Source organism: Streptomyces sp. BE303, from assembly GCF_036290945.1.
Lineage (GTDB): Bacteria > Actinomycetota > Actinomycetes > Streptomycetales > Streptomycetaceae > Kitasatospora.
On the sequence record NZ_JAQYWZ010000773.1, the window covers coordinates 1 to 23,452 of the forward strand.

The 23,452-nt window shown below is 74.2% G+C and carries 22 protein-coding genes; 9 read left to right on the forward strand and 13 right to left on the reverse strand.

Annotation, left to right across the window (positions count from 1 at the left end):
• Positions 1 to 795: 795 nt before the first annotated feature.
• The 8 genes from PUR56_RS24305 to PUR56_RS24335 form a co-directional block, all read right to left on the reverse strand.
• Positions 796 to 1,749: an ABC transporter substrate-binding protein gene (locus PUR56_RS24305; RefSeq protein ID WP_329879527.1), complete on the reverse strand. Its 954-nt coding sequence runs from the start codon at positions 1,747 to 1,749 to the stop codon at positions 796 to 798.
• A gap of 188 nt (positions 1,750 to 1,937) precedes the next feature.
• On the reverse strand, positions 1,938 to 2,630 hold the full coding sequence (locus tag PUR56_RS24310; RefSeq protein ID WP_329879528.1) for an ABC transporter permease: 693 nt from the start codon (positions 2,628 to 2,630) through the stop codon (positions 1,938 to 1,940).
• Positions 2,627 to 3,295 carry an ABC transporter permease gene (locus PUR56_RS24315; protein WP_329879529.1) on the reverse strand — a complete coding sequence of 223 codons (669 nt, stop codon included), beginning with the start codon at positions 3,293 to 3,295 and terminating at the stop codon, positions 2,627 to 2,629. Before PUR56_RS24315 ends, PUR56_RS24310 begins: the two co-directional genes overlap by 4 nt.
• Positions 3,285 to 4,469 (reverse strand): ABC transporter ATP-binding protein, encoded by a 1,185-nt coding sequence (locus PUR56_RS24320; protein WP_329950452.1) that lies wholly within the window; start codon positions 4,467 to 4,469, stop codon positions 3,285 to 3,287. Before PUR56_RS24320 ends, PUR56_RS24315 begins: the two co-directional genes overlap by 11 nt.
• A 326-nt stretch (positions 4,470 to 4,795) precedes the next feature.
• Positions 4,796 to 5,182, reverse strand: coding sequence for a rhodanese-like domain-containing protein (locus PUR56_RS24325; protein ID WP_329950453.1), 387 nt, complete (start codon positions 5,180 to 5,182; stop codon positions 4,796 to 4,798).
• Entirely contained in the window at positions 5,176 to 5,883 is a 708-nt protein-coding gene (locus tag PUR56_RS24330; protein ID WP_329950454.1) for a cysteine dioxygenase, read from the reverse strand. Before PUR56_RS24330 ends, PUR56_RS24325 begins: the two co-directional genes overlap by 7 nt.
• A 190-nt stretch (positions 5,884 to 6,073) precedes the next feature.
• Positions 6,074 to 6,151 carry a putative leader peptide gene (locus tag PUR56_RS43565; protein ID WP_101948289.1) on the reverse strand — a complete coding sequence of 26 codons (78 nt, stop codon included), beginning with the start codon at positions 6,149 to 6,151 and terminating at the stop codon, positions 6,074 to 6,076.
• A gap of 47 nt (positions 6,152 to 6,198) precedes the next feature.
• Positions 6,199 to 9,708: a hypothetical protein gene (locus PUR56_RS24335; protein ID WP_329950455.1), complete on the reverse strand. Its 3,510-nt coding sequence runs from the start codon at positions 9,706 to 9,708 to the stop codon at positions 6,199 to 6,201.
• 474 nt (positions 9,709 to 10,182) lie between these two features.
• On the opposite strand from PUR56_RS24335, the gene PUR56_RS24340 reads away from it, so the two are divergent.
• The 3 genes from PUR56_RS24340 to PUR56_RS24350 all read left to right on the forward strand — a co-directional run bounded on the left by PUR56_RS24340 (position 10,183) and on the right by PUR56_RS24350 (position 13,590).
• Positions 10,183 to 11,025 (forward strand): nitrilase-related carbon-nitrogen hydrolase, encoded by an 843-nt coding sequence (locus tag PUR56_RS24340; protein WP_329950456.1) that lies wholly within the window; start codon positions 10,183 to 10,185, stop codon positions 11,023 to 11,025.
• A gap of 16 nt (positions 11,026 to 11,041) precedes the next feature.
• Positions 11,042 to 12,457: a dihydropyrimidinase gene (gene hydA / locus PUR56_RS24345; protein ID WP_329879535.1), complete on the forward strand. Its 1,416-nt coding sequence runs from the start codon at positions 11,042 to 11,044 to the stop codon at positions 12,455 to 12,457.
• A 116-nt stretch (positions 12,458 to 12,573) separates the two neighbouring features.
• Positions 12,574 to 13,590: a TIGR03842 family LLM class F420-dependent oxidoreductase gene (locus PUR56_RS24350; protein WP_329950457.1), complete on the forward strand. Its 1,017-nt coding sequence runs from the start codon at positions 12,574 to 12,576 to the stop codon at positions 13,588 to 13,590.
• Positions 13,591 to 13,777: 187 nt separating this feature from the next.
• Here the strand turns inward: PUR56_RS24350 and PUR56_RS24355 are convergent, their stop codons facing one another.
• Both PUR56_RS24355 and PUR56_RS24360 read right to left on the reverse strand, forming a co-directional pair.
• A complete protein-coding gene (locus PUR56_RS24355) occupies positions 13,778 to 14,122 on the reverse strand; it encodes a hypothetical protein (protein WP_329879537.1) in 345 nt (114 codons plus the stop codon).
• A 561-nt stretch (positions 14,123 to 14,683) separates the two neighbouring features.
• A complete protein-coding gene (locus PUR56_RS24360; RefSeq protein ID WP_329950458.1) occupies positions 14,684 to 15,934 on the reverse strand; it encodes a glycosyltransferase in 1,251 nt (416 codons plus the stop codon).
• Between the two features lie 140 nt (positions 15,935 to 16,074).
• Here PUR56_RS24360 and PUR56_RS24365 point away from each other — a divergent pair, with 140 nt between their 5' ends.
• The 3 genes from PUR56_RS24365 (at position 16,075) to PUR56_RS24375 (ending at position 17,203) form a co-directional block, all read left to right on the forward strand.
• Positions 16,075 to 16,341, forward strand: coding sequence for a GlsB/YeaQ/YmgE family stress response membrane protein (locus PUR56_RS24365; RefSeq protein ID WP_329950459.1), 267 nt, complete (start codon positions 16,075 to 16,077; stop codon positions 16,339 to 16,341).
• A gap of 59 nt (positions 16,342 to 16,400) precedes the next feature.
• Positions 16,401 to 16,697, forward strand: coding sequence for a barstar family protein (locus PUR56_RS24370; RefSeq protein ID WP_329880630.1), 297 nt, complete (start codon positions 16,401 to 16,403; stop codon positions 16,695 to 16,697).
• A gap of 98 nt (positions 16,698 to 16,795) precedes the next feature.
• Positions 16,796 to 17,203, forward strand: a complete 408-nt coding sequence (locus tag PUR56_RS24375; RefSeq protein ID WP_329950460.1) for a VOC family protein — start codon at positions 16,796 to 16,798, stop codon at positions 17,201 to 17,203.
• A 52-nt stretch (positions 17,204 to 17,255) separates the two neighbouring features.
• Here the strand turns inward: PUR56_RS24375 and PUR56_RS24380 are convergent, their stop codons facing one another.
• The 3 genes from PUR56_RS24380 to PUR56_RS24390 all read right to left on the reverse strand — a co-directional run bounded on the left by PUR56_RS24380 (position 17,256) and on the right by PUR56_RS24390 (position 19,891).
• Entirely contained in the window at positions 17,256 to 17,846 is a 591-nt protein-coding gene (locus PUR56_RS24380; RefSeq protein WP_329880626.1) for a TetR family transcriptional regulator, read from the reverse strand.
• A 162-nt stretch (positions 17,847 to 18,008) separates the two neighbouring features.
• Complete coding sequence (locus tag PUR56_RS24385) at positions 18,009 to 19,025, reverse strand: aldo/keto reductase (RefSeq protein WP_329950461.1); 1,017 nt, start codon at positions 19,023 to 19,025, stop codon at positions 18,009 to 18,011.
• 740 nt (positions 19,026 to 19,765) lie between these two features.
• Positions 19,766 to 19,891: a hypothetical protein gene (locus PUR56_RS24390; protein WP_329880624.1), complete on the reverse strand. Its 126-nt coding sequence runs from the start codon at positions 19,889 to 19,891 to the stop codon at positions 19,766 to 19,768.
• 165 nt (positions 19,892 to 20,056) lie between these two features.
• Between PUR56_RS24390 and PUR56_RS24395 the strand changes: the two genes are divergently transcribed.
• The 3 genes from PUR56_RS24395 (at position 20,057) to paaB (ending at position 23,441) form a co-directional block, all read left to right on the forward strand.
• A complete protein-coding gene (locus tag PUR56_RS24395; RefSeq protein ID WP_329950462.1) occupies positions 20,057 to 21,649 on the forward strand; it encodes a M20/M25/M40 family metallo-hydrolase in 1,593 nt (530 codons plus the stop codon).
• Between the two features lie 521 nt (positions 21,650 to 22,170).
• Positions 22,171 to 23,151, forward strand: coding sequence for a 1,2-phenylacetyl-CoA epoxidase subunit PaaA (gene paaA / locus PUR56_RS24400; RefSeq protein ID WP_329880671.1), 981 nt, complete (start codon positions 22,171 to 22,173; stop codon positions 23,149 to 23,151).
• Complete coding sequence (paaB, locus tag PUR56_RS24405; RefSeq protein ID WP_030056311.1) at positions 23,148 to 23,441, forward strand: 1,2-phenylacetyl-CoA epoxidase subunit PaaB; 294 nt, start codon at positions 23,148 to 23,150, stop codon at positions 23,439 to 23,441. Before paaA ends, paaB begins: the two co-directional genes overlap by 4 nt.
• The last annotated feature ends 11 nt before the right edge of the window (positions 23,442 to 23,452 follow it).

Sequence of the window (23,452 nt, forward strand, 5' to 3'; positions counted from 1 at the left end):
CCGCCCGCTGACGGCGGGCGTGCGGGCGCCGGGCCTGCGGGTGCCGTGGTCGGGCGCTGGTAGACGGGCGCGGCGACGGCGGCCCGGAGGTCAGGACAGCGGGCCGTCCAGGGTGTTGGGGGCCGGCTGAGGGCGGGGGGGGGTGGGTGGGTGGGCGCGGGGTTGTGGGGGGGGGGGGGGTGGGGGGGGGGGCGACCGGGGTGGCCGCGGGGGTGGGCGGGGCGCCGGTCGCGGACCCGTTCGGGGCTCCGGACGTGCCCCCGCCGGTGGTCGCGCCGGTGGCGGTCGGGGCCGGGGCGGACGCGGTGGCGGTCGGGGTGTCGCCGGTGGACGTGGCGGGGGTGCCGGATGCGGAGGCGCCGGCCGCGGTGGTGCCGGACTCCGAGCCGGAGCAGGCGGCGAGGCTCACCGCGGTGAATGCCGTGAGGGTGGCGGCGAGGAGACGAGTGCGCATGTCGTCACACTGTCATGTCCGCGCCGCTCAGGGGAAGATCTGCCGAACCGGAGATCCAGGTCACCGGCCCGGTCGGGCGGTGGTCACCCGGCGGCTCCGGGTGGAGCTCCGGACGGCTCCGGGCGGTCCTCCGATCGGCGCTCGACGGCGAGGGACGGCAGGGGGCGACTGGGGACGGCTGGGGGTGGCAGGGCGGCAGGCGCGGTCCGGCCGCGAGAGGTCCGCGCCGGGGTGTCCGCGCCGGGGTGTTCGCGCCGGGTGTTCGCCCCGGAGGTGTCCGCGCAAGGGTGATCCGCCCGCGCGCGGGGCCGTCCTCCCGACCGGCCCCGCGCGACGCGGTGTCAGCCGAGCCCGTTGCTCTTCAGCCAGTCCTTGGCCACCGCCGACGGGTCCTCCTTGTCGATCGCGACCTTCTTCATCAGCGCCAGCAGGCCGGCCGTGTCCAGCTTGGCCGACACCGCGTTGAGCGCGGCCGACGACGTCGCGTCCACCTTCGCCTTGTTGACCAGCGGGGTGACGTTCTGCGCACCGAACAGGTTCTTCGGGTCGGTGAGCGCGACGAGCTTCAGCTGGGCGATCTTCGGGTCGGTGGAGAAGACGTTGCCGACCTGGATCGACCCGTCCTTCACGGCGTTGGCGGTGGTCTCGCCGGTGGGCTTCCACTCCTTGAAGGTCAGCCCGTAGACGTCCTTGAGCGGCTGCTCCTGGCGCGACTTGAACTCCGGCGGGCCGCCGATGGTGAACTCGCCCGCCTTTCCGGCCAGGTCGGCGATGCTCTTGAGGCCGTACTTGTCGGCGCTCTCCTGGCTGACGCTCAGGGTGTCCTTGTCCTCGGCGGGGGAGGAGTCGAGGATCGCCAGCGAGGCCGGCAGCGTCTTCGCCAGCTCGGCGTTGACCGCGTCCTTGGTGGGCTCGGCCGTCTTGCCGCCGAGGTAGGCGAGCAGGGCGCCGTTGTACTCGGGCAGGACGGTCAGGCTGCCGTTCTGCAGCTGCCCGTAGAGCACCTCGCGGCTGCCGATGTTGAACTTCTCCTCGACCTTGACGCCCTTGGCCTTGAGCGCCTGCGAGTAGATCGAGCCGAGCAGCACGTTCTCGGGGAAGTTGGCCGAGCCGACCACCACCGTGCCGCCGGACCCCGCGCCCGTCGCGGCGGAGCCGCCGGCCGTCGAGGGTGCGGCGGCCAGCGGGTCGCCGCCGGAGGAGCCGCAGGCGGTGGCGGTGAGGGCGAGTGCGGCCAGGGCGGCGAGGGCGGCGGCCCGGTGGCCGGTTGCTCTGCGCGGCACGGATGTCGACATGGTGATACGGGTCCTTTCGGGATGTACGTGTCGGGTGTCAGGTGCGTCGGGAGTCTGAGGACGTGGGGGTTCCGGCCGCCCCGGGAGGCCCGGGGCGGCCGGAACGCGGAGCTGTCGCGGCGCGCCCCGGGCGGCACGGAACGCCCGGAGGGCCCGGTCCTCCCGGGCGCTCCGGTGGCCGTCCGGCGTCACGACGGCTGCCGCGACGCGGCCCGCTGCTGTGCGCGCAGGCCGGGAGGCAGCGCGTACCGGGCGAGCAGGGCGAAGAACAACTGGGCGGCGACGGCGAGCAGCACGACCAGCAGCGCGCCGCCGATCGTCATCGCGAAGTCCCGGGTGGCCAGGCCGTCGATGACGTACCGGCCGAGCCCGCCGAGCCCGACGTAGGCGGCCACCGTCGCGGTCGCGATGACCTGGACGGTCGCCGTCCGGAAGCCGGCCAGCAGGGTGGGGAGGGAGGACGGCAGGCAGACCTGCCACAGCACCTGCGGGTGCGTCAGCCCGACGCCCCGCGCCGCGTCCCGGACGTCCGGGTCGGTGCCGCGCACCCCCTCGACCGCCGCGACCAGCAGGGGCGGCGCGGCCAGCGCGACGAGCGGGAACAGGACGGCGGTGTCGCCGACCCCCGCCAGCAGCACCGCCAGCGTCACCAGCCCGAGCGTCGGCAGGGCGCGGGCGGCGCCGGCCATCGCGGTGACCACGGTGACGCCCCGTCCGGTGTAGCCGATCAGCAGTCCGAGCGGGACGGCCAGCACCGCGGCGTACAGCAGCGCCTCGCCGGAGAGCAGCAGGTGTTCGGCGATCCGGTGGACGATCGCGTTCGGACCGCTCCGGCGGTCCGGGGCGGAGAAGAAGTCCCCCAGCCAGCTGAGCCAGTTCACCGGCCCGCCCCCTTCTCCCGGACGGCCCAGGGCGCGAGCACGCGGCGGGCGCCGACGAGCACGAGGTCCACGGCCAGGGCGAGTGCGGCGATCAGTACGATGCCGGCCACGATCGGCGTCGGGAAGGTGCGCTGGAACCCGTCGATGAAGAGGTATCCGAGCCCGCCGCGGCCGACCAGGGCGCCGACCGAGGCGAGCGAGATGCTGGAGACCGCGGCGACCCGCAGGCCGGCCACCAGGTACGGCACGGAGGCGGGCAGCTCGACGGCGGCCAGCCGGTGCCACGGCCCGTAGCCCATGGCGGTGGCCGCCTGCCGGACCGCGTCCGGGACGGCGCGCAGGCCGTCCACGGTGGTCGGCAGCAGGACGGCGACCGCGTAGAAGGTGAGCGGGATCATCACGGTGGCCTGGGTGGCCAGCCCGGTGTAGGGGATGAGCACCACGAAGACGGCCAGCGAGGGCAGGGCGTAGACGATGTTGAAGACGGCGGCGAGCGGCTGGTACAGGCGGGGGAAGCGGGTGCAGGCGAGGCCGAGCGGGATCGCCAGCAGCAGGCCGATCAGCACCGGGAGCAGCGCGATGACGGCGTGGTCGGCCAGCAGGTCGCCGAGGTAGCCGAGATGGTCGCCGATCCAGTACCAGCGGATGATCGGTTCATCGTCCACCGCCGGCTCCGTCCGCGTCGCTTCCGGTTCCGGTTCCGGCGCCGGCCTCGCCCGCTCGTGCCTCGCCTGCTCCGGTGCCGCCGGCGCGCGTGGCCACGTCCGGCCCGCCGGGCCCGGCGGATCGTCCGACCGTCACCGTCGGCGCCCCGGCGAGCGCGGCCAGGACGGCCTCCCGGTCCGCCGTGCCGGTGGCCCGGCCGTCGGCGTCCAGTGCGACCGCGACCCCGGAGGGGGACAGCACGGCGGCGTCCAGTGCGCCGCGCAGGGTGTCGGCCTCGGGGTGGAACCCGGGCGCCGGGTGCAGGACGGCGGAGGCCGCGTCCCGGTCGATCCAGCCGATCGGCCGGCGCTCGTCGTCCAGCGCCAGCTCCCAGCCGCCGTACCTCGGCCCGTCGTGGACCGGGTGCACGGCGACGGTGCGTGCGGAGCGCAGGCCGAGCCCGCGCAGGCCCCGGTCACGGCCGAGGAACGCGGCGACGTCCTCGTCGGCGGGCGCGGTGAGCAGCGTGTGCGGGTCGGCGAGCTGGGCGATCCGGCCCTGCTCGCGCAGCACCACGACCTGGTCGCCGAGCCGGACGGCCTCCTCGATGTCGTGGGTGACGAACAGGACGGTCTTGTGGAGCTCGGACTGGAGCCGCAGCAGTTCCTCCTGGAGCCCGGCCCGCACCACCGGGTCGACGGCGCTGAACGGTTCGTCCATCAGCAGGACCGGCGGGTCGGCGGCCAGCGCCCGGGCGACGCCGACCCGCTGCTGCTGGCCGCCGGAGAGCTGGAACGGGTACCGCTTGGCGGTCTCGGGCGCGAGCCCGACCAGGTCGAGCAGCTCGGCCGCCCTGGCGCGGGCCTTCTTCCGGTCCCAGCCGAGCAGGTAGGGGACCGTCGCGATGTTGTCGATCACCCGCCGGTGCGGGAACAGCCCGGCCTGCTGGATCACGTACCCGATGCCGCGCCGCAGTTTGGCCGGGTCCAGGCGGGCGACGTCGTCCCCGTCCAGCAGGACCCGCCCCGAGGTCGGCTCGACCATGCGGTTGACCATGCGCAGCAGGGTCGTCTTGCCGCAGCCGGACGGGCCGACCAGTACGGTCGTGCGCCCGGTGGGGACGTCGAGGTCGAGGCCCTCGACGGCGATGGTGCCGTCGGGGTGGCGCTTGCCCGCGCCGTCGAATCTGATCACGGGGAGTTTCCTCGTCTCGGCGGCCCCCGGTGGCGGCGCCGATGGTGGTGTAGGTCGGTCGATAGGCGGTGGGAGAGTGACGGACGGTCGGGTCGGTGGCGTTTTGTCGACAAACTGCGGCGTGTGACGTCGTCGTCTGCCCGGGCGTTCCTCCGCCCGCGCGGCTGCCCAGTATCGAACCGGCTGAAACTCCGATCAGCCTATGACCTCATGAACCTCCTGTCCCTGATTTCCCGGCCGCCGCAGGACGGCGGACGATCCAGCGGCGTCGAGGCCGGCGGATCGGCGGCGTCCTGCGGCGCCGGTTTCACGGTCCTGGCGCGGGATCAGCCGCCCTGACGCGTCGGCAGTCCGGCGGCGGCCCACCCGACGAAACCGCCGTCGAGGTCGGTCGCCCGGTGCAGACCCAGCTCGCGCAGCGAGGCGGCCGCCAGGCTCGACGCGTACCCCTCCGAGCAGACCACGACCACCGCCACGTCGTGTCCCGCGGCCTCCGGGATCCGGTGACTGCCCGTCGGGTCGAGCCGCCACTCCAGCACGTTCCGCTCGATGATCAGCGAGCCCGGGATCTCCCCCTCGGCCGCCCGCTGCGCCGCCGGCCGGATGTCCACCAGCAGGGCGCCGTCCAGCTGGGCCCGGTAGGCCTCCTCGGCCCCCGGCCGGTGGACCCCCTCACGGGAGCGCGCCACCAGGTCGTCGATCGTGGTCACCACTGTTCGGGTCCTTCCTCGGAGGTGCGGACCAGGCCGCCGGCCCGCAGTTCGTAGTGCGCCATGGAGCTGAGCGGCGGCGAGTACGCGTGCAGCGTGACCGCCGGTCCGGACGCGGTGTTGCGGACGTCGTGCACGTACTCGGGCCCGAACGCGCGGGTGGTTCCGGACTGGATCCGGCGGATCAGCAGGCCCTGCTCCGGGCCGCCGAGCGACAGCTCCTCCAGCTCGCCCAGCGCCACGGTGAACGCGCCGCGCGAGCCGCCGTGGTCGTGGAACCCGGTCGACTGGCCGGGCAGCCAGCTGATCAGCCAGACCTCGTGGTCGTCGTCGGCGACCAGCCGCCGGTACCAGCGCTCCTCGGTGGAGAGCCGGACGTGGTGGATCCACTGGTCGGGCTGCTCGGCCAGCTCGCGGACGACGGCCCGCAGCGCGCTCGGGGTGAGCGGTACCCGGCCCTCCTCGGTGACGACGGTGCCGGACCCGGTCGGGGCCGCCGTGCCGGTCGCTCTCCCGGTCGCGCTGGCGCCGGGAGCGTCGGCGCCGGCGGTGGAGGTGCCGGTGACGGGGGCGCCGGTGACGGGGGCGCCGGGGGCGGACGCGGCCGGGGAGGCGGTGGCAGGGGACGCCGCAGCCGAGGTGGCGGCGGCGGATGCGACGGGTACGGCGGAGGCGAGCGTGTCGGTGGCGAGGTCCAGGCTCATGTGGGTGTCCTCGGGGAAGGCGGGCGCTGGGTGGTGCCGTGCGGCGGCGGTACGGCCGTGCCCGGGTGCGGTGCGCCGGGCCGACGGGGCGGCCGGAGGCGGGTCACACGGGGAGGCGTGTCAGGAGAGCGGGTGCGCGGCGCGGGTCCTGGGGAGTGTCACAGGGAGGGGCCGGCGGGGAAGGACAGGGTCAACAGGCACAGATGGAACTCGCCTGGCGTCGGAGATCGACGTGCAGGCGGCAGACCAGAGTGGTGCCGGAGTCCATGCGCCGGATCCTTCCCGACGGAACGGGCACGAGTCAAGCGAGCACCCTCATGGTCGCGGGCCGCGCGCCCGATCGGGCGGGGCGGGAGGACCGGTCGGCGGACCGCCCGCCACCTCGGCGTCCGGCGCCGGAGCGGGCCCGGGCAGAGGAACCGACGCGGCCCCCGGCGGGGGCGCCGGTCCGGTGCCGGGGGCGGCCCCGGAAGCGGTATCGGCGGCGGTCCCGGCCGGGGTCCCGGTCCCGGTTCCGGAGCCCGAACCGGCCCGGGTCCCGGACGTGGCTCTCGGCCCGGCGCCGGACAGGGCCGCCTTCACCGCGGGTTCGGCCTGCTCGCCGAGGTACCGGCCGAGGGTCTGGTAGGCGTCGAACTGCCGGTGGTCGAACCACTGGTCGCTGGTGCTGTCGTTCGGGAAGGACGCGTCGGTCATCGCGTACGCGTGCAACTCGTACGGCATGCCGGCGGTGAGGGCGGCCTGGGCGACGATCAGCGTGCCCCGCCGGGCGGCCGACGGATCGGCGCCGTCCGCGGAGCAGCCGCCGTCCAGGTCGAGCGGCCACGGGTACTCGATGTCACCGACGACCACCGCCCGGGCGGAGAGCCGGTCGGCCAGCCGCGCCGCCAGGCCGCGCAGTGGCGGGTGCCCGGCCCCGTCGGAGGAGGGGCTCCCGTGCGGGCCGTCCCCGGCGGCGCCCGCGGTCCCGGCGCTGCCCGGGATCAGCAGGTCCGGTTCGCGGAGGGTGATGGTGATGCCCAGCTCCTCGCGGGCCAGGGTGATCGCCGCCGCCAGGGTGGCGGCGAGGGTCGAGTCGCCGCTGGCGTCGATGCAGACCGCCGTCCGCACGCCGTGCCGCAGGAGTTCGACGAGTCCGAGGTTCTCGTAGTGGCCGCCGTCGGTGGTGAGCAGGAACCGCGCGTCCATCGGGTACCGGCCGCAGACCTCGCGCAGCTGGTAGGGGAGCCGGCGGACGGCGGGCTGCGGCGCGTACCGCCAGTCCCGGTCGGCGGCCCAGAGCGGGGCGAGCGCCGCCGGGTTGGGCAGCCAGGTCCCGAGCCGCGCGTTGGTGATCGCGAACAGCCCCTGGTAGCCGCGCGACTGACGGCCCATCGCGGACGAGAACGCCGCGCCGGAGACGGCCATCGCGGACTGCACCGTGAGGTCCCGGCCGATGTGCCGCCGGGTGCGTCGCTCCAGCAGGTCGGTGCGGGCGTACCCGACGTCCGGTCCGCCCACGTAGTCGGAGGAGAAGGTGAACGAGACCGCCCGGCGGCCGGGCGGCGTGCGCGCGTTGCCGGAGAGGTTGGCCGCCGCGGCGAAGATCACCTGCGGGAAGTCGGGGTGCCGGGCGCCGTAGTGGCTGAGGCGGGTCTGCTCGCGGAAGAAGTGGTACGGCCGGGCGAGCACCTCCCCGCCGTCACGGTCACCGGCACTGGCACTGGCACTGGCACCGTCCTGGCCGCCGTCACCGCGCTCGACCGAGCGGCGGACGGCGAACGCGGCGGCGAGGCGCCGACGGTAGAAGGGGTGCAGGCCCATCCAGGTCTGGTCGAGGTTGAGGCCGACGGTGCCGAGGACCAGGGGCAGCAGGAGCTGCGCGGCCGGCGGCCAGGCGTGCCCGGTGGCCACCGCCCAGCCGAGCGCCAGCAGCGCGCCCGCGGTGAGCGCGGCCAGCGCCGACCAGAGCACCAGGTACTCGGCGATCCGCCCGGTGAGGCTGCCGCCGATCCGCCGGGTGCCGCGGACCAGCCCGCCGAGCACCGCCGCCCCTTGTCCGATGGCGTGCCGGCCGTGCCAGAGGATCCCGAGCAGCAGGGCCAGGTAGCTGAGCAGCACGGTGGCGCTTATGCCGGCGCCGGTCTGCCGTGCGCCGACGGCGAGCGCCTGTTGCAGCCGGACCGCGCCCCAGGCCAGCCCGGGTACGGCCAGGACGCCGAGCGTGACCAGGGCCGCCACGGCGAGTGCGGCCTGCGAGAACCGGCGCAGGACGCGCGGCAGGAGGGTGTCCCAGCCGAGCCAGGAGAAGGTCAGCAGCCAGAGCAGCCAGCCCAGGGCAGCCGCCGTCAGCAGCCCGACCAGGGTGAGCAGGGCGGGGGCGCGGAGGGCGAGCGGGCCGAGCCCGGGCCCGCCGACGCCGCCCCCGGTGACCGGGCCTTGGGGGTGCAGGCCGACGGCGGCCAGGGCGTCCAGGTCGGTGAGCGGGACGAGGTGGTAGAAGCGGCTCAGCCCCAGGCCGATCACCAGGACGGAGGCGAGCAGCAGGGCGAGCGCCGCGACGAGGCCGCGCAGCAGCGTGCCCAGGGCGACCAGCCACTCGCCCGCGCCGTCCGCCAGGTACTTGGCGTGGCGTCGGAGGTGGTCCTCCTCGGGGGATCCGGGCTCCAGCACGGTGTCGGCGGTCAGACCGGAGACGGCCCGGACGGGGCAGGCCGGCGCGGAGTCGCTGAGCGCCAGCTGCATGGCGCCGACCGTGTAGCCGCCGCCGGAGACGGAGACCAGGTAGCGGGCCTGCTTCAGCCACGGGCGCAGGGACTGGAGGGCCCCGAGGGTGACGCAGGCCGAGCGGATGCCGCCGCCGGAGACGCAGAAACCGAGCGGGGCGTGCTCGCGGCCGGGCGGGACCCGGGCGGCGTTGCGCCAGCGGGCCTGTCGGGTGAGCGGCCCGTGGGTCCGAGGTCCGGGTGGCCACCGTCCGCCCCGCGCCGTCGCCACCGGCCACGGGGGGATCAGCTCCGGTCCGAGGTCCGGTTCGGCGTCGGGTCCGCCGTCGGGTCCGTCGTCGGGTCCGTGATCCGGTCCGCCGTCCGGTTCGTCGCCGTGGACGGCGCTCGGCCCGTCCTCCGGTGCGCCGCTCGTCCCGCCGTTCGGCCCGCGGTTCGGACCGCCGGCCGTCTCCTCCGCAGGCCGCCGCAGCACCCCGCGCGCGGCCCGGTGGACGGTGGCGGAGCAGACCACCGTGCCGACCACCCCCGCGGGCAGGAGCAGCAGCCACTTCACGGTGGCGAACGCGGCCGCCGCCAGGAAGGGTGTGTCACCGCCCGCCGGTCCGGGACCGCCCCCGCCCAGCCCGGCGTCGAGCAGGAGGTCCTCGGCGAGGTCACAGGCACCCGCCAGCACGCCCGCGAGGCCGGCGACGAGCGCGACCAGCCGCCAGTGCGGCCGCGTGAACACGTATCCGCCGAGCATCCCGGCGGCCGTCAGCGTCACCGAGTAGCCGCAGACCAGCCAGAGGTCCGCGTCCAGGGACGCGCGGAAGTCGGCGGCCCGGTCGGCGACCACGGCCGCGGCGGCGGCTCGGGAGCCGGCCAGCTGGAGGCGGATGTCCCGGGCGCCCTGGCCGTCCGCCGTCCACCGGGCGAAGAGCAGCCACCCGAGGGCGGCCGGTACCGGGACGACGAGCCCGAGCAGGACTCCGGCCCACGCCGGTACCGGGCGTCGGCGCGCCGGGTGCGGAGGCGCCGGGTACGGAGGCGCCGGGTACGGAGGCACCGGGTACGGAGGCACCGGGTACGAGCGGGCCGGGTGCGCGGGGCCTCCGCCCTCCTCGGGTACAGCCGTCACGTCCACCTCCCCCTGCACACGCGTGAACGACCGAACGCCGGGGACCTGCGGTGGCTCACCGTCGGCGACCGCCCGGCGACGGACCGGAGCAGCATCATCAACCCTCTTGCCCGGACCCGCACCACCTCGCACACGATTCACCCGAATGAGTAAGGCGAGCACTGTCGGGGTAGATGACCGTTTCATCCCATCTACGAGACCCCGCGTGTCCGGGTAACAGGATCGCCCCGGGCGCGTTACGTCCGACGTATTGTCAGGCGACCGAGGCCGGGCCTACGGTCGACGCACCAACTTTCTACGCACGTAGACACCGTGCACGGTCGTGCCGGAACGCGCCGGCGCGCGGAGCCGTGCGCGGCGCTCCACGTGGCCCGTAGTGCGGTGCCGTCCGCGGTGCCGCAGGCAGAACCGCCCCGTCAACCCTCAGACCGCAGGCCCGACCCCCGGACGGACCGCGGAGTTGCGGAGGTACCCATGTCGCAGATCGTCCGTGCCGCCCTCGTCCAGACCCGGTGGACCGGCGACCAGGAGAGCATGATCGCCCTCCACGAGCGGTACGCCCGCGAGGCCGCCGCGCAGGGCGCGCAGATCCTCGGCTTCCAGGAGGTCTTCAACGCCCCGTACTTCTGTCAGGTCCAGGAGCCCGAGCACTACCGCTGGGCCGAGCCCGTGCCCGACGGACCCACCGTCCGCCGGATGGCCGAACTCGCCCGGGAACTCGGCCTCGTCCTCGTCGTCCCCGTCTACGAGGAGGAGCAGCCCGGCGTCTACTACAACACCGCCGCGGTGATCGACGCCGACGGCAGCTACCTCGGCAAGTACCGCAAGCACCACATCCCGCAGGTCAAGGGCTTCTGGGAGAAGTACTACTTCAAGCCCGGCAACGTCGGCTGGCCCGTCTTCGACACCGCCGTCGGCAAGGTCGGCGTCTACATCTGCTACGACCGCCACTTCCCCGAGGGCTGGCGGGCCCTGGGACTCGCCGGCGCGCAGATCGTCTACAACCCCTCCGCCACCAGCCGCGGCCTCTCCGCGTACCTCTGGCAGCTCGAACAGCCCGCCGCCGCCGTGGCCAACGAGTACTTCGTCGCCGCCATCAACCGCGTCGGCACCGAGGAGTACGGCGACAACGACTTCTACGGGACCTCCTACTTCGTCGACCCGCGCGGCCGGTTCGTCGGCGAGGTCGCCTCCGACAAGGAGGAGGAACTCGTCGTCCGCGACCTCGACATGGGCCTCATCGAGGAGGTCCGGCAGCAGTGGGCGTTCTACCGCGACCGCCGCCCCGACGCGTACGGGCCGCTGGCCGAGGCGTGAGGGGGACGACCACACCATGACCACCCGCACCGTCATCCGCGGCGGCCTCGTCATCACCGCCACCGAGGAACTCCGCGCCGACGTCCTCATCGAGGGCGAGCGCATCGTCGCCCTCGCCACCACCGGCAGCGAGGCCGCCCTCGCCTGGACCGCCGACACCCTGATCGACGCCGCCGGCCACTACGTGATCCCGGGCGGCGTCGACGCCCACACCCACATGGAACTGCCGTTCGGTGGGACCCACGCCTCCGACACCTTCGAGACCGGCACCCGCGCGGCCGCCTGGGGCGGCACCACGACCATCGTCGACTTCGCCGTCCAGCCCGTCGGCGGCAGCCTCCGCGAAGGTCTCGACGCCTGGCATGCCAAGGCCGACGGCACGTGCGCCGTCGACTACGCCTTCCACACCATCGTCTCCGACGTCAACGACGCGGTCCTCAAGGAGATGGACGCCCTCGTCGACTCCGGCGAGTCCACCTCCTTCAAGCTGTTCATGGCCTACCCCGGCGTCTTCTACAGCGACGACGGCCGCATCCTGCGCGCCATGCAGCGCGGCGCCGCCAACGGCGGGCTGATCATGATGCACGCCGAGAACGGCATCGCCATCGACGTCCTCGTCGAACAGGCCCTCGCCGCCGGCCGCACCGCCCCCCGGTACCACGGCGAGGTCCGCCGCGAACTCCTGGAGGCCGAGGCCACCCACCGCGCCATCAAGCTCGCCCAGGTCGCCGGCAGCCCCCTCTACGTCGTCCACGTCTCCGCGGCCTCCGCCCTCGCCGAACTCGCCCGGGCCCGCGACGAGGGCCTCCCCGTCTTCGGCGAGACCTGCCCCCAGTACCTCTTCCTCTCCACGGACAACCTCGCCGAGGAGGGCGCCGACGGCTTCGAGGGGGCCAAGTACGTGTGCAGCACGCCGCTGCGCCCCCGGGAGCACCAGGAGGCGCTCTGGCGCGGCCTGCGGACCAACGACCTCCAGGTGGTCTCCACCGACCACTGCCCGTTCTGCTACACCGGGCAGAAGGAGCTCGGCCGCGGCGACTTCTCGAAGATCCCCAACGGTCTGCCCGGCGTGGAGAACCGCATGGACCTGCTCCACCAGGCCGTGGTCGACGGGCGACTGAGCCGCCGCCGCTGGATCGAGATCGCCTGCACCACGCCCGCCCGGATGTTCGGCCTGCACCCGCGCAAGGGCACCATCGCCCCCGGTGCCGACGCCGACGTGGTCGTCTACGACCCCAACGCCGTCCAGATTGTCTCCGCGGCGAGCCACCACATGAACGTCGACTACTCGGCGTACGAGGGGCGCACGCTCACCGGCCGCGCCCGCACCGTCCTCTCCCGGGGCACGGTCGTCCTCGACCACGGCACCTGGCTCGGGCGGGCCGGCCACGGCACCTTCCTGCGCCGGGACACCTGCCGGTACCTGGACTGAGCCCCGCCCGTCCGGGCCCACCTCCCCGGCCTCCGGCCGTCCTTGCTCCTCCGCCCGCCCGGGTCACGGCCCGGGCGGGTTCCCGTTCCCCCTCCTCCCGACCTCCGGAGCCCGCCATGGACATCGGCCTCGTGCTGCAGACCGACCCGCCCGCCAGCCTGCTCGTCGACCGCATGGTCCGCGCCGAGCGGGCCGGCTTCAGTCACGGATGGACGTTCGACTCCTGCGTCCTGTGGCAGGAGCCCTTCGTCATCTACAGCCGCATCCTCGCCGAGACCAGCACGCTCAAGGTCGGCTCGATGGTCACCAACCCCTCCACCCGGACCTGGGAGGTCACCGCCTCCCTCTTCGCCACCCTCAACGACATGTACGGCAACCGCACGGTCTGCGGCATCGGGCGCGGCGACTCCGCGATGCGGGTCGCCGGCCGGCATCCCGCCACCCTCGCCCGGCTGTCCGAGGCCATGCACGCCATCAAGGAGCTGGCCGAGGGCCGTACCGCTGAGGTCGACGGCACGGAGATGCACCTGCCGTGGGTCGGCGAAGGCGCCGCCCTGCCGGTCTGGATGGGCGCCTACGGGCCCAAGGCCCTCGCCCTGACGGGGCGCCAGGCCGACGGCTTCATCCTCCAACTCGCCGACCCCTACCTCACCGAGTACATGGTCAAGGCCGTCCGCCGGGCCGCCACCGAGGCCGGCCGCGACCCCGACGCGGTGACCGTCTGCGTCGCCGCGCCCGCCTACGTCACCGCCGACGACTCGCCGGCCGCCCTCGCCCACGCCCGCGAACAGTGCCGCTGGTTCGGCGGCATGGTCGGCAACCACGTCGCCGACCTCGTCACCCACTACGGCGAGCACTCCGACCTCGTCCCCGAAGCCCTCACCGCCTACATCAAGGACCGGCAGGGCTACGACTACAGCCACCACGGCCGCGCCGGGAACCCCGACACCGCCTTCGTCCCCGACGAGATCGTCGACCGGTTCTGTCTCATCGGCCCGCCCGACGCCCACCTCGCCCGCCTCGAACAGCTCCGCTCCCTCGGCGTCGACCAGTTCGCCATCTACGCCATGCACGACGCCGTCGAGTCCACCATCGACGCCTACGGGACCGACCTCATCCCGCGCCTGCCGTAACCCGGCCGCCGGCGCCACCACCCCCCGGAACCCACTTCGCAGGCGCGCGGGGAGGGCGCCTACCGCGCCAACGGGCCGCCCGCAGCACCAGCCGTCTCCCGCCAGTCGACCACGGATCGGGAAGACCGGACGGAGCACCACAGGTCGGCGGGCGAGCGGCCGCGGGCCGGTGGCCCACTACGCCCGACTACGGCACGAGGAGGATGGAGTTGATCGGCGTGAAGTCGATCGAGGGGTAGTCACCCGTGGTGCGGTACGTGATCGAGCAGTCCGTGCCGTTGTAGCCCCGGCAGAGCTCGAAGCCCGCGCCGCCGGTCTGGCTGTTGGCGAGTATGTGGTACCCGGTGACGTTGTCGAGGTTGTGGGCACCGTAGCTGTAGAAGATGTTCTTGCTCAGGATGTCTCCGCCGAACTCGCGGATACAGACCGCCCCGCTCGGGCACGTCGTCGCCGCCACGGCACCGGGGGCTGCGGCGATCCCCGTTCCCACGGCGAGCGACAGGGCGGTCATGGCCATCGCGATCTTGCGCATGCTTCTTCCTCATCTCTTCTCGGACGGTTCCGGTGCGCCTTGGTGCCGTTCGCGGGACGTCGGACCGGTGGTCGGACCGGCCGTAGGGCCAACTGTCGGCGTCCACGGTGGGGCGGTGACCGGTCGGTATGGCAGCCGTACGGACACGTACAGCCTGTCGATTGGCATGAACATTTGCAAGGAAGGGTAAGCAGGATGGCCGGTACGCCACTCTCCATGGCCGGCCGGACAGGCGGGCGATCTCCCGCACATGGCCCGCGGCGCCCAAGGCGGCACGGCGCCGGCAGACGGCGAAGGCGACACCCCCACAGGCGCGGGGAGCAGGTCGAGGGGAAGCGCAGGGCGGAGGGCTGGCAGGGAACATCCCCGCAGGCGCGGGGAGCAGGACGCCTTGGCCCACCGGCGTTTCGGGTTCGCGGGAACATCCCCGCAGGCGCGGGGAGCAGAGTTCGGGAGCTGGGGGGTTGTCAGGGGTGGTGGGTGGTTCGAGCAAGTTGCTGGGGTTCGGTCATTTCGGTCGTTCGGGGCGAGTTGGGCCGTCGGCGGGATCCGGCCGTCAGGTTACCGGGAGTGGGAGTCGGTGAGGCGGTCGATGGCGGTGAGGACCTTGGCGGTGCCGTCCTCGGCGGTGAGGGCGGTGGCGAGGGCCCGGGCGCAGTTGCGGTGGTGGGGGGTGTCGAGGGTCCGGCGGATCGCGGTGGCGAGGCGGGCGGCGGTGAGCTGGGGGAGGGGGACGGGGCCGGGGCTGGTGCCGAGGCGGGTGAGGCGGGTGGACCAGAACGGGGCGTCGAGCTGGGCCGGGACGGGGACGGTCGGTGTGCCGGCGCGGAGGGTGGCGGCGGTGGTGCCGGCGCCCGCGTGGTGGACGGTGGCGGCCACGCGGGGGAACAGCCAGTCGTGCGGGGTGTCGCCGATGGTGAGGACGTCGTCGCTGTCGGCGGTGACGAGGCCGCTCCAGCCGGACTGCAGGACGGCGCGGACCCGGGCGGCGCGCAGTGCGGCGAGGACCGTCCGGGTGAGACGTTCGGGGTCGGGCACGACCAGGCTGCCGAAGCCCACGTAGACGGGCGGAGGCCCGGCGGCGAGGAAGTCGAGGAGCCGCTGCGGAGGTTGCCAGCCGGGATCGGTGTGCGGCCACCAGTACCCGGCGACGGCGAGCCCGGGGCGCCAGTCGGCGGGCCGCGGGACGACGACCGGCGAGAAGCCGTGCAGGACCGAGTGGGAGCTCCTCGCGTGCGCCACGCTCCGCTGGGGAAGGCCGAGTTGGCGGCGGAGACCGCGTACGGCCGGGGCGAAGAGGTGGTCGACGGCGGCCTGGACCGCGTGTCCGGCGAGCAGGTTGCCGGCCGCGCCGAGCGACCGGGTCCCGGTGACCACCGGGGCGAACTCCCTGGTCGGGGCCATGGGTTGGAGCTGGAGTGTCAGGGTGGGGATCCCGGCCGCCTCGGCGACCACCTGGCCGAGGGCGGCCGTGGTGCCGGTGGTGAGCAGCAGGTCCGCGCCGGCCGAGGTGGCCGCCGCGATGGCGTCGCCGAGCCCCGGCATGAACGACCGTGCAAGGCGCGTGAGGTGGACGATGCCGAGCGGGCCGGTGCCGGTCCGGAGGAGGTTCTGCCCCCGTTCGGAGGCGAGTTCGGCGCGCGGGTCGACGGGCAGCGGCCAGAACTCCAGGCCGGCGGACCGGACCGTGTCCGCGAAGGTGGTGTGGGTGGCGACGGCGACTTGGTGGCCGGCCGCGTGCAGCCGCGCTCCGAGCCCGGTGAAGGGGGCGACGTCGCCGCGTGAGCCGGCGGTGGCGATCAGGATGCGCATGGCGGAAGTATCCCGGTGGTGCCGGGCGGTGCGGCCGGTGCCACGCCCGGCGCACCGGAACCACGGGGGCGCACGGCGGCGTCCCTCCGGGCAGGACGGCCGGCGCGGGCCGCCGAGCCGACATGAGGGCGGGAGGACGCATGAGCTTCGTTGCATGGATCGTGCTGGGCCTGGTGGCCGGAGCCCTGGCCAAGCTGTTGCTGCCGGGGCGGGACCCGGGGGGCCTGGTGGTGACCACCCTGATCGGCGTCGCCGGCTCGTTCGTCGGCGGCTGGATCTCCGCACGCTTCCTGGACCGGCCGGTGACGACGCAGTTCTTCGACCTGGCGACCTGGGCGTCGGCGATCGGCGGCGCGCTGGTGCTGCTGCTCCTCTACCGGATCTTCTTCGGGCACTCCAGGGACTGACCGCCGGGTGCCTCCCGGGCCGGCCGCCGGGTCCGCCCGGGTCGGGCTACCCTGCTGTGATGACGCACAGCGAGTTGATCGTCAACCTGAGGGGCCGGCCGATCGACTCCCTCGACGATTTCTGGGACGCGGTCGCCGGTCCGTGCGGCCTGCCGGTGTGGTTCGGCCGGAACCTGGACGCCTGGGCGGACACCATCGACACCCGGGGCATCTCCGAGGTGATCGACGACCACGACCTCCTGACCGTCCACGTCGACCGGCAGGGCCTCTTCGCGGGCGGCCGACGCGAGGCCCGGGCCCTGGGCGCCACCTTCGACGGGGAGCGGAACCGGCTCGTCGTGCATGCACGGGACTGACCGGGCCGACCCGCGCGACGGGCCGGGCGACGGTCCGGTCTACGGATCGAGCAGGATTCGAGAAGCGGGTGACCCGGCTGCCGCCTAGCGTGACTCGCATGGACATCGCACTGAAGTACTGCAACATCACCGTCAACGACCTGACCGACTCGCTCGCCTTCTACCGCGACGCGCTCGGTCTTGAGGTGCGGAACGACGTCGCCTCGGGCGACTTTCGCTGGGTCACCCTCGGCAGTGCCGCCCAGCCGGGCCTGGAGATCGTGCTCTCGGAGCCGCACGCCGGCCGCTCCCAGGCGGACGGCGACGCCCTCCAGGCGCTGCTGACGAAGGGCGTGCTGCCGATGTTCGTCTTCCGCACCGACGACCTCGACGCCACCTTCGAGAAGGTCCGGGCCTTCGGGGCCGAGGTCCTCCAGGAGCCCGTCGACCAGGCCTGGGGCCCGCGCGACTGCGCGTTCCGCGACCCCTCGGGCAACACGGTGCGGATCACGCAGTCGGAGAAGTAGCGGCGCCGGGGCTGCCCCGGACGGTCGACGGGCGCCCGGGCGCCCGCTGTCGTCAGGGTTTGGCGGCCAGGCCGCCGAGGACGAGCCCCCAGAGCGCCTCGAACCGTTCCTGGGCCGCCGGGTCGGACCACTCGCCCGCGTACGCCGGGTCGTGGAAGTGCGCGGTCGCCTCGAACACCGCGCGCGCGGTCGAACCGGTCCCGGAGTCCCGGAACTCCCCGGCCTCGACGCCGTCCCGGACGATCTGGCCGATCTGGCGGATCAGCGTCTCCACGTGGGCCTCGACGGTGCTGCTGTTCTCGCCGACCAGCGTCATGTAGGTGGCGAAGAGCTGCGGGTCGTCGAGCGCCTTCTTCCTCTTGGCGGCGAACAGCGTCACCAGCCAGCGGTGCAGGCGCTCGGAGGCCGGGCCCGCCTCGGCGGCGACGGACTGCAGGTCGTGGTGGGCCTGGTCCAGCCACCGCTGGGTGACGGCCTCGCGCAGCGCCGCCTTGCTCGGGAAGAACCGGTAGACGCTGCCGTGGCTCACCCCGAGGGTGCGGGCCACGTCCACGACGGTGGCCTTCGCCGGGCCGAAGCGCCTGAGGGCGTCCTCCGTCGCGCTCAGGATCTGCTCGGCGGTGAGTGCGCTGTCCGTGGCCACGGGGGCGGTACGTCCTTACGGGTGGTGCGTCCGCCCGCGGGGTGGCGGGCGGACGTCGGGCTGACGGGGGTGTCCGTACCCGTACCGGCGGGCGGTGCGGGTACGGACGGCCCTTTTCCGGCAGCGTACTGCGGTCGCGGCGGACGCCTGCGCCCCCGCGGTTCAGTGCTCGCTGTCGAGATGGGCCATCTGGGCGGCAGCGTACCTGTCCCCGGCGGCCGACCCGGCGGGGACCGCCGCCTCGATCGCCGCGAGATCGGCGTCGGTGAGGGTCACGTCCAGGGAGCCGAGCGCCTCGGTGAGCCGGTCCCGGCGGCGGGCGCCGACCAGCGGGACGACGTCCTCGCCGCGGGAGGCCACCCACGCGATCGCGACCTGCGCGACACTGGCGCCCCGCTCGGCGGCCACGGCGCGCAGCGCCTCGACGAGCCGGAGGTTGTGGGTCAGGTTGTCGCCCTGGAAGCGCGGGCTGTGGCCGCGGAAGTCGGTGCCGGACAGCGCGCGGTCGTTCTGCCAGTGGCCGCTGAGCAGGCCGCGCGACAGGACTCCGTACGCGGTGACGCCGATGCCCAGCTCGCGGGCGGTGGGCAGGATCTCGGCCTCGACGGAGCGCGAGATCAGCGAGTACTCGATCTGAAGGTCGCTGATCGGGTGGACGGCGGCGGCGCGGCGCAGGGTGTCGGCGCCGACCTCGGACAGGCCGATGTGGCGGACGTAGCCGGCCTTGACCAGGTCGGCGATCGCGCCGACGGTCTCCTCGACCGGCACGGCCGGGTCGAGCCGGGCCGGGCGGTAGACGTCGATGTGGTCGGTGCGCAGGCGGCGCAGGGTGTAGGCGAGGGCGGTCTTGGTGGCGGCGGGGCGGGCGTCGTAGCCGAGCCACTGGCCGTCCGGGCCGCGCTGGGCGCCGAACTTCACGCTGATCCGGACCTCCTCGCGGTCACGGCCGCGCAGCGCCTCGTGGATCAGCAGTTCGTTGTGGCCCATGCCGTAGAAGTCGCCGGTGTCGAGCAGGGTGATGCCGGCGTCGAGCGCGGCGTGGATGGTGGCGATGCTCTCGGCCTCGTCGGCCGGGCCGTAGAGGTCGGACATGCCCATGCAGCCGAGGCCGAGGGCGGAGGTGGTGGGTCCGGTGGCGCCGAGCGTGCGGCGGGGGACCGGGTGGGCGGTGGCGGACATGCGCGACTCCTGGCGGGGTGGGGGAGGGGACGGGCCGGAGGGAGGGTGGCCCGGTTCGACTATGGCATGGGTTCTGACAGAATTCAAAATCTGTCATCTGTCATTTGTCAATCGGCGGCTCGATCCACCATCGAGCGGATGTCGCCGCCCTGCTCGGCGCCGCCCCGGCACCTTCCGTCGGGACGCTCCGCCGACACCTCCGTCGGCACGTGGGCGGGGTGGCACACGAACGGGCGGGGGTGGGGGCCTGTGCGGAAGCAGGGGTCGGCCCGGAGCTGATCCACCGTCATGGAATCGAGGCCGAGGGCGCCCGGGCCGGTCGGTGGGCGGGCGCCCCTCCCGCCCCCCGTCCTGATCCCTCGCCCGGTTCGTTCGGTCCCCGACCGTCCGTCCGGCCGCCCGGTTCAGCTCCGGGGGATTCAGCACGGTTCACCCTGGTTCGTTCCGTCCTGATCCGTTCGTACCGGGCGTTCCCGACCACTGTCGGCCAGTACTGTCGGCCGAGTCGGTGTCACCCATCTGGCCTGGAAAAGACGAGCCTTGGCGTCTTGCGCTGCCGAACCCCGGCGTCGGGTCCATGGTGGAGGTGGGCGCGATCCGGCGACCGCGTCCGTGCGTCGAGTCAGGCCCGCACGCCGTGCGCCGACTGTCGTTCCGCGGTCGGACGTTCGGGGTGGGGCCCCGTCCCGGCACTCTGGGAGCAGGGCCACCTCGCAGGAAACCGAACGGTTCTTCTAGGCTCACATCTCGGCTTCTCTGTGGTGGTGCAGGTGTCTGCGCCCGCCGTGGTCGATGCCGATGTCCACCGGGGGCCCCGGGACGACCGGGGCCGCCGGATCGAGCGAGGAGGACGAAATGCCAAGCATGCCGCCCAGCCGTTCCAGCGCACTTGGACCGGACGGACCGTTCCGACGGGCCGCCGTTCCCACCGGTCCCGCCGGTTCTGCCGGTCAGGTCGGGGCCGGGCAGCCCGGCCGGCCGGGCCGTCCGGACCGGCCGCTGTATACCGGCGGCGGCCGGGGAGGCGAGCGTTGAGTCCTCAAGCCGTCCGGCCGTCCGCCGCACCGACCGTCACCGCTGTCACCGCCGACCCGACCGGCGCGACCGATCCGACCGACAAGATCAGTACGACCGGCAAGGCCGGCAGGACCAGTACGACCAGTACGACCAGTACGACCGGCCCGGCCGGTGAAACCGCCACGACCGGTGCGGCCGTTGCCGCAACGACCGTTGCCGCCACCTCCACCGACACGGTCGTCGACACAGCCGTCACCACGGCCGAGCCGACCAGGACCGCCGCCGCACCCGGCGTGACCGGGCCCGGAACCGCCGTCAACGCCCGAACCGCCCTCGCTCCGGCCACCCCCGCACCCGCCGCCGCACCACCCCCCGCAGCGGCCCCCCACACTCCGGCCGTTCCCGAAGGCGAGGGCCAGACCGGTCCCACCGCCGCGCTTCCCGGTCTGCCCCAGGCCCTCACCACCCGGGCCCGGACGCTGGCCGGCGCCGTCCGCCGCCGCTGCGCCGACCTCGCACGGATCGAGTCCCCCAGCGGCGACGCGCCCCGACTCGACGCCCTCGCCGAGGAGTTGGCCGCGGGCTTCCGGGCCACCGGTGCGACCTTCCGGCGCGAACCCGGCCCGGCAGGCGATCACCTGGTGTTCCAGTGGGAGGGTCGGGACGAGGCGCTGCCGCACCTCCTGGTCGTCGGACACCACGACACCGTCTGGCCCGTCGGCACCCTCGCCGACTGGCCGGTCACCGAGCAGGACGGCGTCCTCAGCGGGCCGGGCGTGGTCGACATGAAGGGCGGACTCGCCGCTCTGGAGGGCGCGTTCGCGCTGCTCGCCGACCTCGGCCAGCAGCCGCACCGCACCGTCCGCCTGGTCGTCGTCTCCGACGAGGAGGTCGGCAGTCCGGACGGCCGCCGCGTCGTCGAACGTCAACTGCGCGGCGCGGCTGCCGTGCTGGGTCTCGAACCGCCGCACCCGGACGGTCGGCTCAAGACCGCCCGCCGTGGCTCGACCCGGGTGCGGCTCACCGTCACCGGGCGCGAGGCGCATGCCGGGAACGACGCCGCCGAGGGCGTCTCGGCGGTGGACGAACTGGTCGACCAGCTGGTCGCGGTACGGGGCCTCGTCAACCAGCCCGGCACGGAGCTCAACGCGGGCCGGATCAGCGGCGGCAGTCGTGCCAACGTGGTGGCCGGCCGGGCCGAGGCCGAGCTCGGCCTGCGGTTCTCCACCACCGAGGCGCAGCGCGGCACGCTGGACGGTCTCGCCCGGCTGACCGCACTCCGGGCCGGGGCGAAGGTGCGGACGGAGGTGCTGTCCAGCCGTCCCGCGTGGCCGGAACGGTCCGGCAATCCGCTGCTGCGTCACGTCCGTTCGCTCGCGGCGGTGCTCGGCCAGCAGCTGGACGGCGGTCCGGCGGGAGGGGCGGGTGACACCAACCTGCCGGGCTCCCGCGGGCTGCCGACGCTGGACGGGTTCGGCGCGGTCGGCGGAGGAGCCCACGCGCGGCACGAGCACATCCGGATCGACCAGCTGGCGCCGCGGATCGCGCTGCTGGCGGCGCTCCTCGCCGTGCCGCTGCCGCGCCTGCGCGACCGCTCGGAGGGCTGAGCGTCACCCCCGCGGTGCGGCGACGGCCGTACCGCGGGGGTGGCGGCCGAGGCTGGCAGCCGCCGGTAGTGGGTCGAGGGCCGGCGGCCGAGGTCGGCGGTCGGCGGATTCCAGGATCCGCCGGTCGCCGGTCGCCGGTCGCCGGTCGCCGGCCACCAGTCACCGGCCGCCCGGAGCGCTCGCCGGCCGTCACCTGCCGTGACGGCCCGTTCCCGCTTTCCGCCGTGCCGTGCCGTCGATGTCCCTTGTCATGCTGCCGCCTCACCGCGCACAATGGTACCGACCGAACGGTCAGTCGGTTGCTCGGTCGGTGGTCGAGGCAGGTCGTCGACGCACCAGGGCAGCGGTACACGGACAGGAGAGAGGGGACCGCGGTGACAGCAGAGGTGGCCGAGCCGGTCCCCGAGCACGCCCGGCAGTCGCCCGGCACGAGCCCGGCGGACGCGGCGAGCCCGGCGGACGAGGCGGGCCGGGCCCACGGAACCGGCGGGCCCGGCTCGGAGCGGCAGACGCCGGAGGAGCTGTTCGAAGCGGTCATCGCGGCCGAGCAGCGGATCGAGCCCCGGGACTGGATGCCCGACGCCTACCGGGCCACCCTGATCCGCCAGATCGCGCAGCACGCGCACTCCGAGATCATCGGCATGCAGCCCGAGGGCAACTGGCTCACCCGGGCGCCGTCCCTGCGCCGCAAGGCGATCCTGCTCGCCAAGGCCCAGGACGAGGCCGGTCACGGCCTCTACCTCTACGCCGCCGCCGAGACGCTCGGGGTGGACCGCGCCGAGCTGACCGAGAAGCTGATCTCCGGCCGCCAGAAGTACTCGTCGATCTTCAACTACCCGACCCTGACCTTCGCCGACGTCGGGGTGATCGGCTGGCTGGTCGACGGCGCCGCGATCTGCAACCAGGTCCCGCTCTGCCGGTGCAGCTACGGCCCGTACGCCCGCGCGATGGTCCGGATCTGCAAGGAGGAGTCGTTCCACCAGCGCCAGGGCTACGAACTGCTCATGACGCTGATGCGCGGCACCGAGGCGCAGCGCCGGATGGTCCAGGACGCGGTCGACCGCTGGTGGTGGCCGTCGCTGATGATGTTCGGCCCGTCGGACGCCGACTCGCCGAACACCGCCCGTTCGATGGCCTGGCGGATCAAGCGGCACACCAACGACGAGCTGCGGCAGCGCTTCGTCGACATGACCGTCCCGCAGGCCGAGCACCTCGGGGTCACCCTTCCCGACTCCCGCCTGAGCTGGAACGAGGACCGCGGCAGCTGGGACTTCGGCGAGCCCGACTGGTCCGAGCTGACCCGGGTCATCCACGGCCAGGGCCCGTGCAACGCCCAGCGGACGGAGCGCCGCCGGGCCGCCCACGAGGACGGCGCGTGGGTCCGCGAGGCGGCCGTCGCCTACGCGGCGAAGCGTCGCGCGGAGGCCCGCCACCCGGCGGAGCCGCAGCAGGCGGAGCGGCCTGCGGAGTCGCAGCAAGCGGAAGAGGAGAACGGGAAGTGACCGAGTCCAAGGCCGGCTGGCCGCTCTACGAGGTGTTCGTCCGCCCCCGGCGCGGCCTGAACCACGTCCACGTCGGCTCGCTGCACGCCGCCGACGACCGGATGGCCCTGCTCGCGGCCCGTGACCTCTACACGCGCCGCAACGAAGGCGTCAGTCTCTGGGTGGTCCGCTCCGACGCGATCACCGCCTCCACCCCGGACGAGCGCGACCCCTTCTTCGAGCCCAGCGGCGACAAGGTCTACCGCCACCCGACCTTCTACGACATCCCCGAGGATGTCCCGCACATCTGACCGGGAGCAGC